This is a genomic window from Paenibacillus sp. NPDC058071, assembly GCF_042885235.1.
Classification (GTDB): Bacteria; Bacillota; Bacilli; order Paenibacillales; family Paenibacillaceae; genus Pristimantibacillus.
This window is the reverse complement of the sequence record NZ_JBHVSK010000005.1, coordinates 344335-365528: the sequence shown is the minus strand read 5'-3', so window position 1 is coordinate 365528 and position 21194 is coordinate 344335. Positions and strand designations below refer to the sequence as shown.

19 protein-coding genes and 1 other annotated feature are annotated in these 21194 nt (G+C 55.0%); of the genes, 6 read left to right on the top strand and 13 right to left on the bottom strand.

Annotated elements, in window-relative coordinates; translation table 11 throughout:
* Positions 1-88 precede the first annotated feature (88 nt).
* From ACFVTB_RS11330 to ACFVTB_RS11305, 6 genes are all read right to left on the bottom strand, one after another.
* Complete coding sequence (locus ACFVTB_RS11330) at positions 89-1057, bottom strand: anti-sigma factor family protein (RefSeq protein WP_387748517.1); 969 nt, start codon at positions 1055-1057, stop codon at positions 89-91.
* The gene (locus tag ACFVTB_RS11325) at positions 1054-1602 is read right to left on the bottom strand and encodes an RNA polymerase sigma factor (protein ID WP_387748515.1); all 549 of its coding nucleotides are present in this window, start codon (positions 1600-1602) and stop codon (positions 1054-1056) included. Before ACFVTB_RS11325 ends, ACFVTB_RS11330 begins: the two co-directional genes overlap by 4 nt.
* A gap of 251 nt (positions 1603-1853) precedes the next feature.
* A complete protein-coding gene (locus ACFVTB_RS11320) occupies positions 1854-4499 on the bottom strand; it encodes a ComEC/Rec2 family competence protein (protein WP_387748513.1) in 2646 nt (881 codons plus the stop codon).
* Between the two features lie 104 nt (positions 4500-4603).
* A complete protein-coding gene (locus ACFVTB_RS11315; RefSeq protein ID WP_387748605.1) occupies positions 4604-5137 on the bottom strand; it encodes a deoxycytidylate deaminase in 534 nt (177 codons plus the stop codon).
* Between the two features lie 81 nt (positions 5138-5218).
* Entirely contained in the window at positions 5219-6520 is a 1302-nt protein-coding gene (locus tag ACFVTB_RS11310; protein ID WP_387748511.1) for a homocysteine synthase, read from the bottom strand.
* Between the two features lie 199 nt (positions 6521-6719).
* Positions 6720-7307, bottom strand: a complete 588-nt coding sequence (locus ACFVTB_RS11305) for a ComEA family DNA-binding protein (RefSeq protein WP_387748509.1) — start codon at positions 7305-7307, stop codon at positions 6720-6722.
* A 193-nt stretch (positions 7308-7500) separates the two neighbouring features.
* Here ACFVTB_RS11305 and comER point away from each other — a divergent pair, with 193 nt between their 5' ends.
* A complete protein-coding gene (gene comER, locus ACFVTB_RS11300; RefSeq protein WP_387748507.1) occupies positions 7501-8340 on the top strand; it encodes a late competence protein ComER in 840 nt (279 codons plus the stop codon).
* A 40-nt stretch (positions 8341-8380) separates the two neighbouring features.
* On the opposite strand, the gene leuS is transcribed toward comER, so the two are convergent.
* The 3 genes from leuS to ACFVTB_RS11285 all read right to left on the bottom strand — a co-directional run bounded on the left by leuS (position 8381) and on the right by ACFVTB_RS11285 (position 12797).
* Positions 8381-10822 carry a leucine--tRNA ligase gene (leuS, locus tag ACFVTB_RS11295; protein WP_387748505.1) on the bottom strand — a complete coding sequence of 814 codons (2442 nt, stop codon included), beginning with the start codon at positions 10820-10822 and terminating at the stop codon, positions 8381-8383.
* Between the two features lie 70 nt (positions 10823-10892).
* Positions 10893-11110, bottom strand: a binding site (T-box leader).
* Positions 11111-11256: 146 nt separating this feature from the next.
* Positions 11257-12252 carry a DUF4871 domain-containing protein gene (locus ACFVTB_RS11290; RefSeq protein ID WP_387748503.1) on the bottom strand — a complete coding sequence of 332 codons (996 nt, stop codon included), beginning with the start codon at positions 12250-12252 and terminating at the stop codon, positions 11257-11259.
* Positions 12249-12797: an RNA polymerase sigma factor gene (locus ACFVTB_RS11285; RefSeq protein ID WP_387748501.1), complete on the bottom strand. Its 549-nt coding sequence runs from the start codon at positions 12795-12797 to the stop codon at positions 12249-12251. Before ACFVTB_RS11285 ends, ACFVTB_RS11290 begins: the two co-directional genes overlap by 4 nt.
* A 161-nt stretch (positions 12798-12958) precedes the next feature.
* Here ACFVTB_RS11285 and ACFVTB_RS11280 point away from each other — a divergent pair, with 161 nt between their 5' ends.
* Positions 12959-13522: a TetR/AcrR family transcriptional regulator gene (locus tag ACFVTB_RS11280; RefSeq protein ID WP_387748499.1), complete on the top strand. Its 564-nt coding sequence runs from the start codon at positions 12959-12961 to the stop codon at positions 13520-13522.
* Positions 13523-13542: 20 nt separating this feature from the next.
* Here ACFVTB_RS11280 and ACFVTB_RS11275 read toward each other — a convergent pair whose 3' ends face one another.
* Together ACFVTB_RS11275 and ACFVTB_RS11270 are read right to left on the bottom strand one after the other, a co-directional pair.
* The gene (locus tag ACFVTB_RS11275; protein WP_387748497.1) at positions 13543-13986 is read right to left on the bottom strand and encodes a tautomerase family protein; all 444 of its coding nucleotides are present in this window, start codon (positions 13984-13986) and stop codon (positions 13543-13545) included.
* A gap of 171 nt (positions 13987-14157) precedes the next feature.
* Positions 14158-15114 (bottom strand): alpha-L-fucosidase, encoded by a 957-nt coding sequence (locus ACFVTB_RS11270; protein ID WP_387748603.1) that lies wholly within the window; start codon positions 15112-15114, stop codon positions 14158-14160.
* 147 nt (positions 15115-15261) lie between these two features.
* Between ACFVTB_RS11270 and ACFVTB_RS11265 the strand changes: the two genes are divergently transcribed.
* Both ACFVTB_RS11265 and lplA read left to right on the top strand, forming a co-directional pair.
* The gene (locus ACFVTB_RS11265) at positions 15262-16140 is read left to right on the top strand and encodes a helix-turn-helix domain-containing protein (protein ID WP_387748495.1); all 879 of its coding nucleotides are present in this window, start codon (positions 15262-15264) and stop codon (positions 16138-16140) included.
* Positions 16141-16190: 50 nt separating this feature from the next.
* A complete protein-coding gene (lplA, locus tag ACFVTB_RS11260) occupies positions 16191-17183 on the top strand; it encodes a lipoate--protein ligase (RefSeq protein WP_387748601.1) in 993 nt (330 codons plus the stop codon).
* A gap of 77 nt (positions 17184-17260) precedes the next feature.
* Here the strand turns inward: lplA and ACFVTB_RS11255 are convergent, their stop codons facing one another.
* Together ACFVTB_RS11255 and ACFVTB_RS11250 are read right to left on the bottom strand one after the other, a co-directional pair.
* A complete protein-coding gene (locus ACFVTB_RS11255; RefSeq protein WP_387748493.1) occupies positions 17261-17572 on the bottom strand; it encodes a hypothetical protein in 312 nt (103 codons plus the stop codon).
* Between the two features lie 13 nt (positions 17573-17585).
* Positions 17586-17783: a YwbE family protein gene (locus ACFVTB_RS11250; protein ID WP_387748491.1), complete on the bottom strand. Its 198-nt coding sequence runs from the start codon at positions 17781-17783 to the stop codon at positions 17586-17588.
* A gap of 128 nt (positions 17784-17911) precedes the next feature.
* Between ACFVTB_RS11250 and ACFVTB_RS11245 the strand changes: the two genes are divergently transcribed.
* Together ACFVTB_RS11245 and ACFVTB_RS11240 are read left to right on the top strand one after the other, a co-directional pair.
* Entirely contained in the window at positions 17912-19606 is a 1695-nt protein-coding gene (locus tag ACFVTB_RS11245; protein WP_387748489.1) for a DEAD/DEAH box helicase, read from the top strand.
* 21 nt (positions 19607-19627) lie between these two features.
* Complete coding sequence (locus tag ACFVTB_RS11240) at positions 19628-21022, top strand: RsmB/NOP family class I SAM-dependent RNA methyltransferase (protein ID WP_387748487.1); 1395 nt, start codon at positions 19628-19630, stop codon at positions 21020-21022.
* Positions 21023-21194: the final 172 nt, after the last annotated feature.

Genomic DNA, 21194 nt, shown 5'->3' with positions numbered 1-21194 from the left:
TCAAGGCATCGTCGCTGACTCTCTATTCTTTACTATACGCAATCGACCTGCAATGTGTGCAGATAACCATTTCGCACGCCGAATCCAATTATTCCGGCGAACCCTTCGATTCTGTCAGCGTCTCTAGATCGACGATGTAGCGTTCCATGCCGCCGGATTCCAGATGAATGGCGTAAGTTAGCGACTTGCTGTCCTCGGACCAGGCCAGGTCCGCGATCTGGCCGTTTTTGCGGCTCGTTTCGAATACCGCCTTGCTTGCGCCCTGCTTGTATATACGCACCGAATATGCGCCTGCTTTAGCTACATAGCCGTTATCTGGCGACGACGCTTCAAGCGGAGCCGGCGAATCGCCGCTTCCGGCATCCGCTTCCCCTTTTTCCGGCTCGCCACCGTTCGAGGTTGCTCCAAATTCATTGGCAGGAGCTACAGCACCTCCCCCGGCAATGCTCTTCTGGTCGCCTTCCGAAACCGGCGGTTTGTCGGATACTTTCTCCGACTTGCCGGTCACGAGCTCCTGTCTCTGTTCCTTGAACGACTCCACATTCACTTCGTTGCTCGATCGGAAGGACAACGCTCGCGGCTCTTTGTCGGCTGTAGATGCACTGTCTGCTACGCTTTGCTCGGGAGCCGATGCGCTGTTAAGCGCCGCATCGCCTTTGCTGGCGGACTGGAACAGACCGCTGTTGTACGAAACGATGAACAGACCGGCCACCACGGCCGCGGCCGCGACGCCGCTCCACTTCGCCCACGGCAGCCGTTTGCGGGCGGATCGGCTTAAGCGCGACTCCGTCACCGCTTCCGTCTCCACCGACGCGGCATCGTTCATGCGGATCGGCTCAAGCTGATCAAGCTGCGGCAGAATGGCATCGACCAAACTGTAGCTAGGCATCACTTTCGGCAAGTTTTCGAGCTCGGCAGACAACCTCTTGAGCCTTTCAAACATCGCAGCGCAGTCCGGACATTGCCTCGTATGATCCAGCAAAGTTTCCCGTTCTTGCTCGCTGAGGTCACCGTCAAGCTGCCTTTGCATAAGTTCCATCACCTCTTGGCAGTTCATCCCCGGACACCACCTTTCTGATAGTCATGAAGTAACGTTTGAAGCTGTTGCCTAGCTCGGAATAGGTAAGATTTGACCGTGTTTAAAGGCAGGTCAAGCGAATCGGCTATCTCCTTGTAAGAAAAATCCTGCAAGTAGCGAAGGACGACTACGGCCCGATGATGTTCCGGCAGCTTATCGATGGCGCTTCGAATGTCTTTGGCGGCGTAAGCCGACATGACTTCATCCTCAACGTTCTGCCTTTCCTGAAACACCATATCATGCTCTTCAATGGAAACGGTTGGCTTGCTTCTTCTGAATTTATCGATACAGATATTCGTTACTATTCTTTGAATCCATGTTTTAAACTGTGCCTTTTCTTCGTAAGAGCCGATTTTCGTATAGATCCGGATTAGCGCCTCTTGGGCCGCATCCATCGCATCCTGCTCGTTATTCAATATATAATAGGCTGTCCGATAAACATGGGTTTCAATCTCGCGCAATAGAGTGATTAAAGCGTCGCGATCTCCGGACTGAGCCGCTCTAATGAGACTAGGCTCTACCACGAAGGCTCCCCCTCTCTTGCAACCTATTTGACGAACAGGTTGCGGTTAATGTTGCATCTATGTTTTAAAAATCCGCTTAATTTTTTTAAGCGGGGATTAAATGGCCGTTATCGCTTGCGTTATCGACACGTTGGCCGCGCTCGGAACGAGGAAATCCCACATTAAAGAATATCAAAAAAAGAGAACTCCGTATAGAGGGAGTTCCCGTCAGTCCCCGGCAGCCAAGGCCGAAAGGTTCATTTCCTTATCGTTCAACGTCCGGATTTCACCGTTTTGACGAACAGACCGTCCGCCGTTGCTTTATAGGCTGTTTCGCCATCCCGGTCAGTACGCAGCAGGCCGATTCTCTCCGTTTCAAGCCGCTTTAGCACGTCAGGATGCGGATGGCCGTAGCTGTTAGTCGCCCCCACCGATACGACAGCGGACGACGGACGCCATCGTCGAAGCCATGCCTCGGAGGTCGAATATCGGCTGCCGTGATGCGCGACCTTAAGCACGTCGGCCCCGGCGCAGCAGCCGTCTAGCGGCGCTGTCTCGGGCTGCCACAGCCGAATGATAGACGCTTCCGTATCGGAATTGATATCCCCTGTTAATAGGAAAGAGGACTCGTGCAGCGTCAAGTGAAGCACAACACTCGATTCGTTCTGATCTTTAACGATCGGAATGACCTTGGCCCCCATCGCATTTCCTGCTCCAGACTCTTCCTCTCCCAGCACCTTAGGCCACAGCACCGTGACACGTGTATGACGATCCGGATTCCATTGACGCCCGGCTTCGGCCTTGTAGAGCGGGATCGCTCGATCTTCCGCAAGCTTGAACAATTCAGCGGCGTCCTCCGCCTTTTTCAACGTTCCGTTCCACCAGATCCGCTTCACCGGTATCGTTTCGATCAACGCCTTTAATCCCCGAATGTGGTCGCTATCCAAATGGGTAACGACAAGCATATCAATTTCATGAACGCCCCTCTTCATTAACAAAGGAACAACAACTTTCCGCCCAACCTCGAACGGATCGGATCTCTCCTTCCACTCTTCTCCCGGTTTACGAAACTGCATCGTGCCTCCTCCGTCCACAACAATGTGCTTGCCGGAAGGCGTGCGGATATGGATGGCGTCTCCCTGGCCTACGTCAATTACTTGAACGCGTCCGCTTCTATCGAATACATCGGGATAATAGGCGTATGCCAGCAGCAAGACAGCAGCCGCAACCAGCAACAGCGGTGCCGCGACTCTCCGCTTTGGCGCCGCATCGCCAAAAGCTTCGGCGTTTCTCTGCCCCGGGACCAGATCCTGCAGTGGTGCAGTCTCCTCCTCATCCTGATGATCAGTTGCAGGGCGCGCCGCGGCTGCCGGCCGTCTGCGCAGCAGCATAGCCGCTGCTATGTAAAGGCCATACCAAGCAGCAATCCACCAAAGCGGCGGCGTTGCCCAAATAGAACGCAGTCCGTCAGCGCTGGCAAGCTTGTCCACTAGTCCGAATGATAGACGGTTGGAAAAAGCTCCAGCGCCCGCAAGCAGCTTGCCGCCCAGCGGCCACAACGGGCCGACCACCAGTCCGGCCGCTCCAAGCGGCATGACAATAAAACTAATAAACGGTACAAGCAGCAGGTTGGCTGGAAGCGACAGCAAATGAAACTGATTAAAGTAATAAATCGTTACCGGAAAAGATGCCGCTTGAGCGGCTACTGTGACGCAAATCAGGTCGAGCAAGGCTCTCCCTTTACGCCAATCCTGCATCGCTTTGCGCAGCGGCGGCACGCCGATAATAAGGCCGGCCGTTACAAGATAACTTAGCTGAAAGCTGACGTCGCTTAAGTAATAGGGCTCCCAGATCAGCATAAGGACAGCCGAAGCGGCTAGCAAATGCATGCCGTCCTTCAGCTTTCCCAGCCTTGCTGCAACAAGGCCGAGCATCGCCATTAAGCCGGCCCTTAACACCGAAGGCGACGCGCCGGCAAGCAGCACGTAGGCGGGCACTGCCGCCGTCATCACGAGCAGCATTCGCTCGCGGGTCATGCGAAGCAAGCGGAGCAAGCCTCCGAGCACGTATAAAAATACGGCGACATGAAGCCCCGAAATCGCCAAAATATGCGTCAGTCCCAGCCGGGAAAATTGCTGGAACTGCTCCGGATCCAAATCCTCTCGTATGCCAAGGACAAGTCCTTTCATATAGCCCGATTGACTGGCGGGGTACAGCTCGTCAAAGCGGGAGCCGAGGAGGTCGCGCGCATCGTCAACCCGGCCGAGCAGCGATGCCGCGCTCCAAGGCGAACCGGGCGAAGTCTCGACGGCCCCCACGCCTGTCGCTTTGAACAGCCAGTGTATTCGCTGACTCCGCAAATAACGGCGATAGTCAAAACCACCGTCATTGGACGCCTCCGCCGGCTCCGTCAGACGGCCGTCGATGCGTATGCGGTCGCCGCGTCGCCAAGCTGCGGCAGTTTCCTGATCCGGCTGTTGTTCCAGCCGGACATGGACGAGCAGACGCTCCTCGAGCTGCCGGGGTTCGGCTTCGCCGTGCACTTGCACGGCGCTCGCCTTAATGCGAAATATCGCGCGATCGCCATCGACCATGATCGCGGACGCGATGATTCCGTACGCCTCGACTTCGTAAGCAACGCCCGCTCTTTCAACTGCTGCGGCAGTCTCCGGCAATGCCGTCAACGCGGTCGCATTGCGGGCATCCATCCACAGCCGCTCCCCTGCTGAGGCGGCAAAGCCCGCGAGACAAGCCGCTGCCAGAAGCCAGCTGGCCTGCCTAGACGCTGCAAACGCAAGCGCGGCCAGCACGATAGAACCGGCCGCTAACACAAGGCCAGCTGTATTCAGGCCGCCTGCGGCGGCACCGCCAGCTATCCAGCATACTGCGAACCATACGATCGGCCTGCGGTTAAGCATCTTGTTTCCCCCTTCCCAGTTTTGCGGCATAAAAAAACCTCCGACAGCAGCCGAAAAATCGGCCATATCGGAGGTTCTTCCTCATTCTTATAGAACGCAAACTCTTATGAAATAACGCTCATGCTCGCCTGCGGCGGCGGCTCGTAATCATGCAAGCCCCGGAAAGCAATGCCTTTCTGCTCCATCAGCTTCGTCACCTTGTCGCTATCCTTCGGATAGCCTCGGTGGAAGACGATTTCTTTCACGCCGCTGTTCGCCAGCATATTGGCGCACGTCCAGCAGGGCTGATCGGTGACGTATACCGTCGAGCCTTCGCGGTCGGCCCGATCGGTAAACAACAGCAAGTTCTGCTCGGCATGAATGGTCCGAATGCAGCGCTGCTTCTTGACCATCGTTTCTTTGCCGTCCACAAGAACGACTTCCCATTCTTCTGCGATCATGCAGCCAGCTTCCGAGCAATCCTGCACGCCCATCGGCGCTCCGTTATACGCTGTGCCGAGAAGCTTCTTGCCCTGCACTAGCACCGAGCCGACATGACGGCGGGGGCAGCGGGAACGGGTCGACACCATGTAGGCGATATCCATGAAATACGTATCCCAGTCTTTGCGTTCCGCGTCATGTGAGCGGGTCGTTGCCATCATTGTCGACTTCCTTTCTTAGTTGCAAAGCGGAGGGTCCGATGAACGTCCCTCCGCCATTTAATAGAAATTAGTATTTGATTAGTTCTGTTGGCTGATGCGGATCGCTTGCTCCAGATCGGCAATAATGTCGCCGATGCCTTCCGTGCCGATCGACAAGCGAATCAAGCCTGCCGTTACGCCGGCCGACGCCTGCTCTTCCGCTGAAAGCTGCTGGTGAGTCGTGCTCGCTGGATGAATAATGAGCGATTTCGAATCCCCTACGTTCGCAAGATGCGAGAACAGCTGAACGGAGTTAATTACCTTTTTGCCAGCTTCCAGTCCGCCTTTAATGCCAAAGGTCAAAATTGCGCCTTGGCCCTTCGGCAAATATTTTTTGGCCAGGTTATACGACTCATGGCTTTCGAGACCCGGATAGTTAACCCATTCCACCGCCTCGTGAGCTTCCAAGTATTTCGCAACTTCCAGAGCGTTGGAGCTATGGCGTTCCAAGCGTAAATGAAGCGTCTCCAATCCTTGCAGCAATTGGAAGGAGTTGAACGGCGACAGAGCCGCTCCCATGTCGCGAAGCAATTGTACACGTGCCTTAATGATGTATGCAATCGGGCCAACGGCATCCGTATAAACAACGCCGTGATAGCTTGGATCCGGCTCGGTCAAGCCTGGGAACTTGCCGCTAGCTTTCCAGTCGAATTTACCGCCGTCGACAATGACGCCGCCGATCGACGTGCCGTGGCCGCCGATGAACTTCGTTGCCGAATGAACGACGATATCCGCGCCATGCTCGATCGGACGAAGCAGATAAGGGCTTGCAAACGTGCTGTCGACGATAAGCGGAATGCCATGCTCGTGTGCGATGGCCGCAACCGCTTCAATGTCGAGCACGTCGCCTCTCGGATTGCCGATTGTTTCCGCATAGAGCGCTTTCGTCTTGTCCGTAATGGCTGCGCGGAAGTTGTTCGGATCGGTCGGATCGACGAAATGAACCTTGATGCCCAGCTTCGCCAACGTCGTCGAGAACAGGTTGTAAGTGCCGCCGTACAAGCTGGAGGCGGAGACGATCTCGTCGCCTGCACCCGCAATGTTCAAAATCGAGTACGTAATCGCCGCTTGGCCGGATGCGACGGCGAGTGCCGCCGGAGCACCTTCCAGCAGAGCGATCCGTTTCTCGAATACATCCGTTGTCGGATTCATAAGACGGGTATAAATATTGCCGAACTCCTGCAGCGAGAACAGATTCGCCGCGTGCTCGGTATCCCGAAAACCATAAGAAGTCGTCTGATAAATAGGAACCGCACGCGAAAGGGTTGTCGGGTCAATTTCTTGGCCTCCGTGGACGGATAGCGTTTCGAGAGAGAGCTTAGATTGATCAAATTGGGACATAGTTAAAAACATCTCCTCTTCCATATTAATTGCCAAGAATGTATGCGGCGTTAACCGCACTCCGGACAACGGGCTGTCCGTCCAACTGCCGACTGCCCGCTCGGCCTGAAGCGCCGGGCCGGCCTTCGACTTTCCATCGCGTTGACGCGAATCCGTCGGTCTGCCAGAGATTCCCTTGTCCTCTATTATTCTCTCATATTTAGGGCTTTGCGACAATGCTGTCTTTCAATCCATCCATCAGTTTCGGTCCGATCCCTTTCACGCGCCGCAGATCGTCAGCCGAGCGAAAAAAGCCGTTGTGCTCGCGGTCCTCAACGATCGCCCTCGCCTTGGCCGGGCCAATCCCTTTCAAGTCGTCCAGCTGCTCGGCTGTCGCTCTATTAATATCCAGCTTGCCCGTGTCCGTATAGGCTTCAGCGCCGGGCGAAGCCGATGCCGCAGCCTCGGCTGGGGGTTGTGGCTCCACAGGCACAACAGTCTGCGCAATATTTTCCGACGAGGACTGAACGGACTCTGCGGAAACGGCCGCCTGCTCCGTCTTGCTACGGCCAGCGTCCTCCAATATCGTATCCTTCCGGACTGCAATATCAGCAGCCGCTCCGCCCGCCGGCCCGCCCTCCATTTCGGCCAACGCCGCGGCAACGGGCTCATTGAGAGCGGTCCACCCCGCTGGCTGTGCTTCTTTCGGCAGAAATACGGCTGCCCCGAACAGCACTGCCGAGGCCAGCAGCAGAACCGCCGGAAGAATCGTGCTTCTTCGAGTAGCTGCGGTTTGATATCCCTTCATCGCCATTCCCTCCTTCTTCTCGCAAATTACAAATTCGATTTCCCTCGGCACTACGAAAGAGGACTGGATAAAAATGGCTGCGGCCGGTGACATATGTGCCAAGTCTATCTGAATACAGTAAAAGAGCAACGTCCGCGGCCAAATAGGATTGTGAAATGACGATTCGCCGCAATGACGGATTGGAGGGCCTATTATGAATGTCGGATTTATCGGGACGGGCACGATGGGCAGCCTGCTCGTCGAAGCATTTCTTAAAGCCAAGGCGCTTCGCCCAACGCAAATTTCCGTAAGCAACCGGACGTACGCGAAGGCGCAAGCGCTCGCCGAGCGGTACCCGGGACTGAGAGCCGTGCATGCCAATGCGGCCGTAGCGGCCAACAGCGACCTGATTTTCCTGTGCGTGAAGCCGCTGGAGTTTAAGAAAGCGGTCGACGATATGCTGCCGTTCATCCGCCCAGACCAGCTCGTCGTCTCCATCACGAGCCCGGTGCTCATCTCGCATCTGGAAGAAATACTGCCATGCAAAATCGCCAAAGTTATCCCCAGCGTTACGAATGTCATCCTAAGCGGTGCGACGCTGTGCATTTACGGAGGGCGAATCGAAGCGGGGGATCGCGAGCGATTGGAATCGCTGCTCTCTCGCATCAGCAGTCCGCTGCAAATCGACGAACCGTATACGCGGATCGTATCGGACCTGTCCAGCTGCGGCCCCGCTTTCATGTGCTATTTGCTGGAACAATTCGTCGAAGCCGCCGTTCGAGAAACCGGCATACCGCGCGATGACGCCTATAAAGTTGCCGGAGCGATGCTCAGCGGGACCGGCCGGCTGCTGACGGAAGGCGGACTGTCGCCGGGAGAGGTGCAGGCCAAAGTCGCCGTGCCCGGAGGCATTACGGCGCAAGCGCTCGATTTGCTGCGGCGGGAAACGAGCGGCGTTTTTAACCGGCTCATTAAAACGACGCACGCCAAGTACGACGAAGACGTCGCCAAGGTCGCTGTCTCCTTTTACGGCGAAGAGGTGAACGGTCAATAGCTTCTTTAGCCATAGACCGCTCACCTCTTCTAGGTTTGTATTAGTTTGCCACGATGTTGACGAGCTTGCCTTTGACTGCAATCACTTTGCGCACCGTCTTGCCCTCGATCGCTTCGCGCACTTTCTCGTTTTCTTTCGCTATTGCTTCCATATCCGCTTCGTTTGTATCGGCGGCGATGGATATGCGCTCGACAATTTTGCCGTTCACCTGAACGACGATTTCGACCTCTTGGTCGACTGTCCAAGCCTCTTCGAACGTCGGCCAAGGCTCGTACGTGATCGTATCCGTACCGCCCAGCTTCTCCCACAGCTCTTCCGTAATATGCGGAGCGAGCGGAGACAGCATTTGCAGGAAGTTCGCCATCGCCTCGCGAGGCAGCGCTTCTGCTTTATAAGCGTCGTTGACGAAAATCATCAGCTGGCTGATTGCCGTATTAAAGCGGAGATTATCGAAATCCTCGGTTACCTTCTTAATCGTGCGATGCCATGTCCGCTTGAAGGAATCGGATACGCCGTCTGCGCCGATCTTCGCGTTCAGGCTTCCGTCCTCGTTAACGAACAGTCGCCATACCCGGCTGAGGAAGCGGTACGTGCCTTCGACGCCGTTTGTGTTCCAAGGCTTCGTCGCCTCAAGAGGTCCCATGAACATTTCGTACATACGCAACGTGTCCGCACCGAACTCGCCTACAATGTCGTCCGGATTGATTACGTTGCCGCGCGACTTGGACATTTTCTCGTTGTTCGTGCCGAGAATCATGCCTTGGTTGACCAGCTTGTGGAACGGCTCCTTCGTATCGACTACGCCGATATCGTAGAGCACTTTATGCCAGAAACGGGCGTACAGCAGGTGAAGCACCGCATGCTCCGCGCCGCCGATATACAGATCGACAGGCAGCCATTCCTTTTGTTTCTCCGGCGAACAAATTTCCTTGTCGTTCTTCGGATCGATGAACCGCAGGTAGTACCAGCAGCTGCCCGCCCATTGCGGCATCGTGTTCGTCTCGCGGCGAGCTTTCATGCCCGTCTCCGGATCGACCGTATTAACCCACTCGGTTACGTTCGCCAGCGGCGATTCGCCCGTGCCGGATGGCTTGATTGCGTCAACGTCCGGCAGCAGCAGCGGCAGCTGATCCTCCGGAACGGTCTTCATCGTGCCGTCTTCCAGGTGCAGAATCGGAATCGGCTCGCCCCAATAACGCTGGCGGCTGAACAGCCAGTCGCGCAGGCGGTACGTTACTTTGCCTTGCCCTTTTCCGATTTCCTCCAAATGCTTGATCATAGCGGCGATAGCTTCTTCGTTGTTCAACCCGTTCAGGAACTCCGAATTCACATGCGCGCCGTCTCCGCTGTAAGCTTCGTTCGATACGTCTCCGCCTTGCACAACCTCGATGATCGGCAGGTCAAACTGCTTCGCAAACTCCCAGTCTCTTTGGTCATGTCCCGGAACAGCCATAATCGCCCCCGTGCCATAGCCGGCCAGGACGTAGTCGGCGATCCAGATCGGCGTTTTCGCGCCGTTTACCGGATTGATCGCATATGCGCCCGTAAACACGCCCGTTTTATGCTTAGCGAGATCCGTACGCTCCAAATCGCTTTTGCGCCCCGCTGCTTCCTGATAAGCTTCTACCGCCGAGCGTTGTTCGTCCGTCGTAATTTGCGCAACCAGCTCATTCTCAGGAGCAAGCACGCAATACGTCGCGCCAAACAGCGTATCCGGACGAGTTGTGAACACGACAAGCGATGCGTCACTGCCGTCAATGCCGAACGTCACTTCAGCGCCCGTCGACTTGCCGATCCAGTTGCGCTGCATGTCTTTAATGCTTTCCGACCAGTCCAGCTCTTCCAGATCCTCGAGCAGACGCTCGGCGTAATCGGTAATTTTGAGCATCCATTGACGCATCGGCTTGCGGACAACCGGATGGTTGCCGCGCTCGCTTAAGCCGTCGATGACCTCTTCATTGGCCAGCACCGTTCCCAGCGCTTCGCACCAGTTGACCGGAACTTCAGCCACGTAGGCAAGTCCTTTTTTGTACAGCTGGATGAAAATCCATTGCGTCCACTTATAATAATCGGGATCGGTCGTGCTGAATTCGCGGTCCCAGTCGTATGAGAAGCCGAGCGATTTGATCTGACGGCGGAAGTTGTCGATGTTCTCGAACGTAATTTCACGCGGATGGCGGCCGGTTTGCAGCGCATACTGCTCAGCAGGAAGACCAAACGCGTCCCAACCCATCGGATGAAGCACGTTGTAACCGCGCATCCGCTTGTAACGGGATACGATATCGGTCGCCGTGTAGCCTTCCGGATGGCCGACGTGAAGGCCTGCGCCGGACGGGTAAGGGAACATGTCGAGCGCGTAAAACTTCGGCTTGCCCGCATCCTCTCTCGTCTGGAACGTCTTGTTCTTATCCCAAAATTGCTGCCATTTCGGCTCTGCCGCCAGCGGATTGTAGCCGTGGTATTGTTGTTGATCCTGACTCATCGTTCCACTTTCCTCTCATTGTATGTCGCTAGTCTGAAAAACAAAAAACTCCCGCCCCCAGCGTATAATCGCTAGGGACGAGAGATCAATCCCGTGGTACCACCCTAGTTAGCCTCCGGCATGCTTTGCCTTCCGCTCACTTTGAACCCTTAACGCGGGATATACGGCGCATCTGCTAGACGCGCGGCTCCAAGGCGAGATTCATGTCGATGCAGGTCCGGCTTCCACCTTCCGCCGGCTCTCTAGGCCTTGCCGTTCGACACTACTGCTCCTCTTCAACGCCGATTATTCGTTAAAAAGATTAGTTTGATTATAATGAAGCGAAACGCGCCTGTCAAGGAAGAACAAGGCGGTTAATGCCAGAGGAGAAAAGAGCTTTCCCGTTCCGCCCCCCTCTTCTCGCCGCTCCCCCGCCGCGTTCGCTTCTCGACATATTAAGACGGCGGAATATCGCCCGCAACCGGCTCCGTTGCCGTTACGACGATGCTGCCGAACAGCTTCCCGTCCACATAAGCGACAATCCGCCACTGGCCCGGTTCGGGAAGCATGAGCGTAGATGGAAAATAACGGTCGGCATACGAGGTTTGTTTAGTCCCCATGCTGTTCATCAAGAACAGTTCGATGAAATCATTCGAGCCCTTCTTGACCGCGAAAGCTTCAAATCGTCCCGTTAACTCTTCTTCGCCGCCCCACAGCAGCCACATATATTTATTGGGCTGACCCGCTATGAAACCGTGCTCCAGCAACGCGAGCCTGCCTTCGGTCCCCCGGACGTCCGCGAGCGGCGGAGAAGAAAACACGGGACTGTCCTCCCATGAACCGTCCGGCACATCGATAACGGCGTCGCCGTAGAATCGGCCGTCTACCTCCACCGTAACCCGCCACTCGCCGCCTAGCGGCAAACCGGCATCCGGAATGCCGTAGCGGATGACCTGTTCGCTTTCAGCCGGCTCCTTCAGCTTGCCGTTCTCTACCAGCCTCTCGACCCTCCCCGATTTCACATGCTCGGCGTTCACTGTTATCACCTTGTCTTTGTACACCGCATACGGCTCCTTAAATACAATAAGCAGCCCGTTCCGCTGGCCAGCTGTCGCTTCGCCGCCAGGAAACAATTCGAATCGCACGATTCCGTCCTGCATGTAGGCGGTTCTCTTTTCAACTTGCCCGCTTCCCATAGGCCATCCCTCCTGCCAAAACCACAAGCCCGCTGTCAACAGCACTGCCGCAGCTGCTGCTAAAGCACCCGCTAATGCGGTATAACGGGAGCGGCGCCGCGCAGGGGGAACCGCGCCGCTCTCGCTATGAACCGTTCTGGCCGCCCTCAACCGAATTTTTGTCTTCAGCTCCTCCGGCAGCGCCGTCTCCCGGAATGGCGTTTCTCTTAATTGAAGCTCAATCGAGAAATCGCCGCTCTCCCTTTGATCGTTCATCGCCCTCTCTCCTCCCCGTGCGCCAGCATGCGCGACAGCTTCACTTTCGCCCGGTGGCTCCGCGACTTGACCGTCCCTTCGGTCACGTTCAGCACTGATGCTATCTCTTTCACGGACAAGCCGTAACGGTAGTCGAGAATAAGCACTTCCCGGAATCGGACAGGCAGTTCCATTACCCGCAGCCATACCTCCTTCGCCTCTTCCCGGAATAGCACTTCCGCTTCAGGAGAGGGTGCGGAACCCATAGGCTCGACGTTGCGTGCCAAAACGGTTTTTCGCTTGTATGAGGATTTATAAAAGGAATAGCAGCGGTTACGCGTTATAGTGAGCAGCCATCCACGAACTGTTCCTTCTCCCCGGTACCGGTAAAGGCTCTCATAGGCGGCCAAAAATACATCCTGGGCAATATCGTCGGCGGTCTGCCGCTGCTTCGTTAGAAAAAAAGCATAGCTCCACACATCATGGCCGAACTCATCCATCAATTGCTCCAATATGAGATTGCGGTCGTATCCGCCCGCCAAATGGGTCAAATAATGCGTTTCCACCTGCTCACCTCCATCGAATAGACTCCGCAGCCGACCGCTCGGTTCCCAATATGTAAAATTTAAATGCTATAGTCACGGTGTAGTTGGATGCTTTACAAAGGAAAGGCAATTAAATATCATTTTAGGATAGAGTAGAACTTATGCCAAAGGTGGTTTTTGAAATGCCTCGCCTGTCTCGTGAAAAAATGATTGAAGGCGCCATAAAGCTGCTCGCGATGCGAGGGCTTCATGCCGCCTCTTTTTCAGAAATTATTGAAGCTACCGGAGCCCCTAGAGGCTCTATCTATCACCATTTTCCCGGCGGAAAAGATCAACTGATCGCGGAAGCGATCGATCTTGCAGGAAGCCAAGCGGTCGAATTGTTAAACGCATTGGAGGACCAAGCGGCCGAAACGGTGGCCGAACAGTTTATCGCCATGTGGAGATCGCTGCTAACCGCTTCCGCCTATCAGGCCGGATGCTCGATTCTGGCCGTCACAACGGCATCCGGCTCCGATGCTCTGCTAAGCCGGGCTGCCGCTGTTTTTCGCGAGTGGAGCAGCCGTTTGTCCGAGCTGCTGTATCGAGGCGGACTGGACGAGGATAATGCGCGCCGCATGGCAGCATTGCTTGTTGCTTCATGCGAAGGCGCCGTTGCGATCAGCCGCGCTCAAAAATCGCTGGACTCTTTTGAACTAGTGGCCGAACAGTTGCTTATCGACATTAAGAATGCCAGATCTAACTAACTCCTAAATTGCTGCACCCATTATTGTTGCTTTCTCGCCGCCAGCGCTTGTGCTGCCAAAGCAGCAAACTCCTCTTGGCCGAATGCCGTTCCGCCAATCCCCCAGCCTCCTTCAGCCGCTTCCGTTAAAATAACCCACGTCCGCTGCGCCTGCGTTTCATCTCCGGAAACTCGGGCGATAAGCTCCGTTGCCTCTTTCGTAAACGTCTTTTGCCCATCCCGATTCAACGCTCCTGGAGGAGTAATGACTTGTATGCGAACATTGTTATCAGAATTGACGCTTCCCGTATGAACAGCTCCAGTACTTAAACGATGAATAAATACAGCGGTATTGTTTAGATGAAAAGGACCTGGCGTCTCCACGCCTTCCGCACGAAGCACAGCAAGCGCAAGCTCTGTTCCCAGCTTGTCGTCCGCGTCAACCGGAAACAGATTATCCGGCATATAAACATCAATCATTGGCATCTTGATCTACTCCTTTATTTTACGATTATGACAACCATCATAATTTTATATGACGGTCGTCATAATCGTCAATACCGTCGAATAAAAAAAACGCTAGCAAAACAGATTTCCGTCGTTTCAAGATGAACGGATCTATTTCGCAAGCGTTTATCTTTCATTTACAGGCCGTTATCAGGACCGGTACAGCCAATTTTCCGGAATGTCTGCAAGATCCTCAGACGCACGGAAGCGTTCACCGATTTCACTGAAGCGCCGAACGATATTTTCGTCCAGTAAGCCGTCCTGGTTGGGAGCGCCGTTGAGCAAAAAGGATACATTGCGGCTATTCGACTCGGCCGTCTTCTCGAGCGCCCATTCTGCCGTCCGAAGCTCCATCGCGGAGTCCGCCGTTCGCCAGAACCACGTATTCGTTAAAATGTTGCAGCTCGCTCCCGGTCCGTTAAAGGCATCGCCGATTTCCTGTCCGGCCGCATTTTCAAAGAAAGCGATATCGGTATGCTCGATGCCCGACTCGCACCCAATATTCATCAGCAAGCATTGCGGCTGCAGCCCTTTCACCCATGCATCGAGCTCTTCGAACGGAAGATCGTTGTAGCTTGGGCCGCCCCAGGGCGCGTTCCAGCCGTCAATGATTAGAAACGGTATTTCTCCGTAACCGGTCAGCAGCTCCGTGATTTGATTTTTAATAAATTGCTTGTCTTCCAGCGTGCATTTTCTCCGTCCGATTTGATGATGCAAGTCCAATGCGGAAAAATAAAGCCCCGCCGCAATCCCTTCCTGTCTGAACGCTTCAAGGTATTGTTTAACGACATCCGTTTGAAGCGTCGCATTTTTGACGGAATGGTCGGTGTATGTTGTCGGCCATAGGCTGAATCCTTCATGGTGCTTCGCCGTCAGAGCGGCAAATTTCATTCCGGCCGTTTTAGCCGCTTTGGCCCACTGCGCACAGTCCAGCCGGGTCGGGTTCCAATTCTTCGGATCGAAGACGAATCGCCGAGGCTCATCGTTATTTTCATGATCGTATTCCCAATCAATGATCTCGGAGTCTGCAAATTGAAAGGTGGCGCTATTGAAATGAATGAACATGCCCCATCTTTGATTCACAAACCATCTCTGCCGTTGGATCAATGTTTGATTGCTCAACCTTAAAACCCTCTCTTTGTTGTATTTTCATCCTATGATATCTACCACACTATAAGAAATCGTCCCCTATTACAGCTGACAATAGCGACATTCTATAGTACAATTTCTGCATTATTGAAAGGGCGTGATTCGATGCTCGTGCTTGAAATGCAAGTTCCACCCTTACCTCTGCTCGCCACCGTTGGCTATGTATTGTGGCCGTCAGGCGTCATGCATGCCGAGCGTCAGTTCGACGCCTTCGACATGATCATATGTACCAAGGGCACCTTATATATGGAAGAAAATGATGTTCCGTACAACGTTGGGCAAGGAATGATGCTCGTGCTTGAGCCGGGAAAAAGACATCTAGGCAGCCGTCCTACCGACGAGGAAACCGAGGTCTATTGGATCCATTTTCAATATCCTGCTGACTCGCAGCCCAAGCTGGCCCAGAAACAAAGCTGGCGGCAGCCGCTGCTGGAAACGACGAACCAAGACGTCGCTCCCCCGCCCGCCGTGATTGAAATCCCTAAATTCGCAGCCGTCGATTTAAGAGTCATCGTGCCGCTGTTGGCGGAAATGCTGCAATTGCACAGCATGCTGACGCCCAGCCGATCGTTCGAGCTGCAAACGCTGTTCAGTCAACTTCTAGTCCAATTGCAAAGAGGGATGGCTTCAGGCAGCCATCAAGCCCGTTCCCGTCTTCTTGGCGAGAAGGTTGCCGCCTACTTGGCGGACCGCTTGAATGCCCCTTTCGACTCCGCGCAGATGGAGCGGGACCTGCACTATCATTTTGATTATTTGTCGCGGTGCTTGAAAGATTATACGGGGATGAGTCCGCTCAAATTTAGACATTATTTACAGGTGGAACGCGCCAAGCCGCTGCTGACGCACTCGGAGCTGTCATTGGTCAAAATCGGGGAGCAATGCGGTTTTCAGGACTATAATTATTTTATTCGCCTGTTTAAACGCCAAACTTCTTTCACGCCCGGCGAGTATCGGAAGCGATATCAGGTCATCCGCTTGGATTAGAAAGCGAAACTAGGTTACAATTGCAATATTGGAGGGATAGCAAAATGGCTATGAAATTTATTAGCAATAATAACCTAACCGACCCGACACTCAACTTGGCGCTGGAGGAGTACATTCTGCGCTCGTTGCCGGACACGGATGATTATTTGCTGTTTTATATTAACGAACCGTCGATCATTATCGGCAAAAACCAAAATACGGTTGAGGAAATCAACGCCGAGTACGTGGAATCGAACGGCATTCACGTGGTTCGCCGCCTATCAGGCGGAGGCGCCGTCTATCACGACCTCGGCAATCTGAACTTCAGCTTTATAATGAAGGATGACGGCCAGTCGTTCCATAACTTTAAAAAGTTTACCGAGCCGGTCGTCCGGGCTCTCCATAAACTCGGGGTAAATGCCGCGCTGTCGGGACGCAACGACCTGCAGGTCGGGGAACGAAAAATTTCCGGCAATGCGCAGTTTTCGACCAAAGGCAAAATGTTCAGCCATGGCACGCTGCTATTTGATTCGGAGATGGAAAACGTCGTCTCGGCGCTGAAAGTCAACGCGGAAAAATACGTATCCAAGTCGACGAAATCGATCCGCAGCCGGGTCGCCAACATATCGGAATTTTTGGCCGAGCCGATCACGGTCGAGCAATTCAAGCAATTTATAATGGAATCGATCTTCGAGGGCGAGGACGACATTCCATATTACGAGTTGACGGAAGAGGATTGGGCGAATGTCCGCAAGCTGGCGGACGAGCGCTACCGCAGCTGGGAATGGAACTACGGCCGTTCTCCGGCCTTTAACATGCGCCAGACGAAACGGATCGAAGGCGCCGGCACGTTCGACGTCCGGCTGCAGGTTGAAGAAGGCGTTATCGTTGGCGCAGCCGTATACGGCGACTTTTTCGGACGGGGCGACAGCGCCGAATTCGCGGCGAAGCTGGTTGGCGCCCGTTACGACGCTGGCGCTCTGAAAGCGATCTTGGACGATACGGATCTGGCTTTTTATTTCGGTCCGGTTACCGCGGAACAGTGGCTGGAGCTGCTTATTTAATAAAAAAGACGACCGGAAGGCAGCTGTTGCCTCCTGGTCGTCCTTTTTTTATTTGGCCGTGCATCGGCATGCAATGTTTACGGCTGTTCCAACAGCTTAAATCGTTCCAGCTGCTCCATCTGCCGTTCCTTCAGCAATATTTCCCGTTGCTTCGGTCCGAGCAGGTCAAAATGCGGATATTCCGTACGCATATGTATATATTTAGGATTCAAGCCGTTGCTCCGGCACCAGTCTTTCAGCTTTGCAAGATCTGCGCAGCCAACCTTGGTTACCGTCTTTGCGCCCGGGAAGCGCGGATCTAGCCAATAATGCGTCAGGAATGCGATTTCTCCGCGGGCCACCTTGCTTTTCCATGCTTCCATTTCGGCTCGCTTAATTCCGAAAGCCACCTTTCAGCTCTCCTTACGCTTCGTATATTTTTTTCACCCTGCCGACCTGTCCGTCAGTCAGCCGCACTTTAATGCCGTGCGGGTGCGTGCTCGAGTTCGTCAGCAGTTGGCCGACGACGCCTCGCGTCAGCTTGCCCGTTCGCTGATCCTGCTTCAGTACGATATCTACCGTAAGCCCCGGTTTGACCGCGGAACGCTGTGTTCCATCCATTGCCCATCCTTCTTTCACCTCTATTTATCGCAATCAGCATAGCATATGCAGCCGAAAGATGCACATCGGAGAGACAACTGTTATACTAAACTTCAAAACGTACGAGAAGAAATGAGGAAATTCAACCCATGTCAACCGATTTTAACGCAATGGGCATTATGCCGGAATTGACGGAGCGGCTTCAAAACGACGGGATCGTAAAGCCTACTCCAGTACAGGAAAAAGCAATTCCGGCGCTGCTCGCCGGTCAAGATATGATCGCACAAGCGCAGACGGGCACAGGTAAAACGATCGCATTTGCGCTGCCGATTCTGCAACGGATCGACGTAACAAAGGATCAGGTGCAAGCACTCATCTTGACGCCAACGCGGGAGCTGGCGATTCAAATTACAGCAGAGATGGCCAAGCTTGCGCCGGCTGTCGGCGCAAAAGTGCTTGCCGCCTACGGCGGTCAGGACGTCGTCGCCCAAATCCGCAAATTGAACAACGCGCCGCATATTGTCGTCGCGACGCCGGGACGGCTGATCGATCATATGAAGCGCGAGACGATCAATCTCGGCAAGCTCCGCATGCTTGTATTGGACGAAGCCGATCAAATGCTGCATATGGGCTTCCTGCCGGAGGTTGAATCGATCGTTGTGCAAACGCCGAAAGCGCGGCAAACGATGCTGTTCTCGGCTACGATGCCGGAAGCGATTAAACGTCTGGCCGAGAATTATATGAAAACACCTGTAGATATTCGTATCAAAAGCACGAACGTGACGCTCGACAGCATTAAGCAAATCGTACTGGAAACGACGGATCGCGGCAGACAAGGAGCGCTCATCGAACTGTTGTCGCAGTATCGCCCTTATTTGGCGGTCGTCTTCTGCCGGACGAAAGTACGCGCCAAAAAACTGAACGAGGCGCTTCAGGACGCCGGTTTTGCGTCCGATGAGCTGCATGGCGATTTGACGCAGGCGAAACGCGAACAGGTAATGAAACGTTTCCGCGATGCTAGGCTGCAAATATTGGTCGCGACGGATGTGGCGGCTCGCGGTCTTGACGTTGAAGGCGTCACCCACGTCTTTAACTTCGATGTGCCGCAAGACTCAGAAACCTATATTCACCGGATCGGCAGAACTGGACGGGCCGGACAAAACGGTGTTGCCATAACGCTTGCCTCCCCTTACGATCGCGGCGCAGTGCAGCATATCGAACGGGGCATTAACGCAAGTCTCGACAGACGGGCGATCGATTCGGAAGGAAGGATCATATCGGGCAGCCGGGTGCAGCGGACGGACGACGAGGGCGCGAGAGGCGGCCGAAGCGCGAATACGAATCGCGGCGCGTCGAGAGGCAGAGCCTCTAGCGCTACGGCTAGCGATGGACGCGGCAAGCGCGGCGGCGATCGGAGCGGCGGACGCCAGGAGCAGCGCGGTGGCGATCGGAACGGCAGTCGTCAGGAGCAGCGCGGCGGTGATCGGAACGGTAGCCGTCAGGAGCAGCGCGGCGGTCGAGGAGCAGCCGGCAAACCTGTCAAGGCTGGAGCAAGAGCGGCGGCGGGCAACCCATGGGAAGATACCGCAGCCCCTGCTGAACGCGGAGCAGCCGGCCGCAGTCGCGGCAAAGGACCAAGAACGGGCAGCGCCCCGGACGGCCCGAGCTCATGGGGCGGCAGAAAGACGGAAGGGCGTTCCAACGATGCCGGTCGCGGCAACTCGGGCCGATCGCAAAGCGGCGGACGCGGCGGAAACCGCGGAGCCGGCTCTGGCTCTAGCTCGAGACCGCAAGGCTCACGTTCGTCCAAGCCAGGCGGCGGACGGGGACGCGGCAGATCATAGAGAAGGGAGCCGCAGACAGCTTTGTCCAACGTACAACTTCCAGAGTCTTATATCCGGCAAATAACTGCTCTGCTTGGCGCAGAGCAGACAGAGAAGTTTTTACGCAGCTACGAAGAACCGCGAGCCTACGGGCTCCGGTTCAATCCGTTAAAAACCGGATCGGCTAAGGAAAGCGCCGGGACACTGAAGGAAGCATTCAGCCTGTCCCCCATCCCTTGGTGCGAGACCGGTTACTATTACGAGCATGACGCAAAGCCCGGCAAGCATCCGTTGTATGCTGCCGGACTCTATTACATTCAAGAGCCGTCGGCGATGTCCGCGGCAGAGCGGCTCGACGCGCAGCCTGGCGAGACGATTCTCGATTTCGCGGCCGCACCGGGTGGCAAAACAACGCATATCGCCGGTCAATTGCGGGGCGAAGGGCTGCTAATCGCCAATGAAATTCATCCGGCAAGAGCCAAAATATTAAGCGAGAATGTGGAGCGGGCTGGCATCTCCAACGCCGTCGTCACCAACGGCGCGCCGCATGAGCTGTCCTCCCGATTTCCGGGCTTTTTCGATCGTATTATGCTGGACGCCCCATGCTCCGGTGAAGGCATGTTTCGCAAAGACGCCGATGCTATTGCCGAGTGGTCGCCGCAGCATGTCGACTATTGCGCGCAGCGGCAAGCCGATATTTTGGAGCATGCGGCAATTATGCTTAAGCCGGGCGGGACACTCGTTTACTCTACCTGTACATTCAATCGTGAAGAAAACGAGGAGACGATCGAGCAGTTCATCGCCAAGCACCCTTCTTTCCGGCTAGAAGCAACGGAACGGCTTTGGCCGCATCTCGTTCAAGGTGAAGGCCATTTCGTAGCCGTTCTCAGGCAGTCGGAATCGGCGGAAATGTCGGCGCAAGGCAGCGAACGGGCTGTGGGCAAAGCGTCCAAAAAACGCGACCGCGGCAAAAAGCCCGGCGGCGCGTCTACAGCGGCGCAGCAGCTGACGGCATTCAATGAATTCGCGAACAAGTCGCTTCCCCGTTTCGTCCTTGGCGCTGGGGAGCCCGTTCTATTTGGCGACGCCTTATACTGGCTTCCGCATGACGGAGAACAGCGATTTGGCGCAGCTCAATTGGACGGTTTGAAGGTAGCGCGGGCTGGTCTCCACTTAGGCGATCTTCGCAAAAACCGGTTCGAACCGGCCCACGCCCTCGCCATGGCCGTTCGGCCCGAGCAAGCGGACTGGGTACAGAACTATTCAGCCGATGCTCCCGAAATCGCTGCCTATTTGCGCGGCGAAACATTGGCCGCAGCCGATGCTCAAAGCGGCTGGGGGCTTGTAACGGCAGACGGTTATCCGCTCGGCTGGGCAAAAGCGAGCGGAGGGCAGCTGAAAAACCATTTGCCAAAAGGGCTGCGCCGACACCTTTAAGATAGACGGCTGTCAGGCAAGACGAATGCCACTCAACGGCAAAGCTCCCTTGGCGACTGACCCGAATGGCTTCATTTTCGGCCCTGACATTCGCCCAATTCCATATACACCGGGATAAAAGTCCATTCTTTTTCCTGCTTTCCCCATACAATATCCCATACCGAGCGGCCTC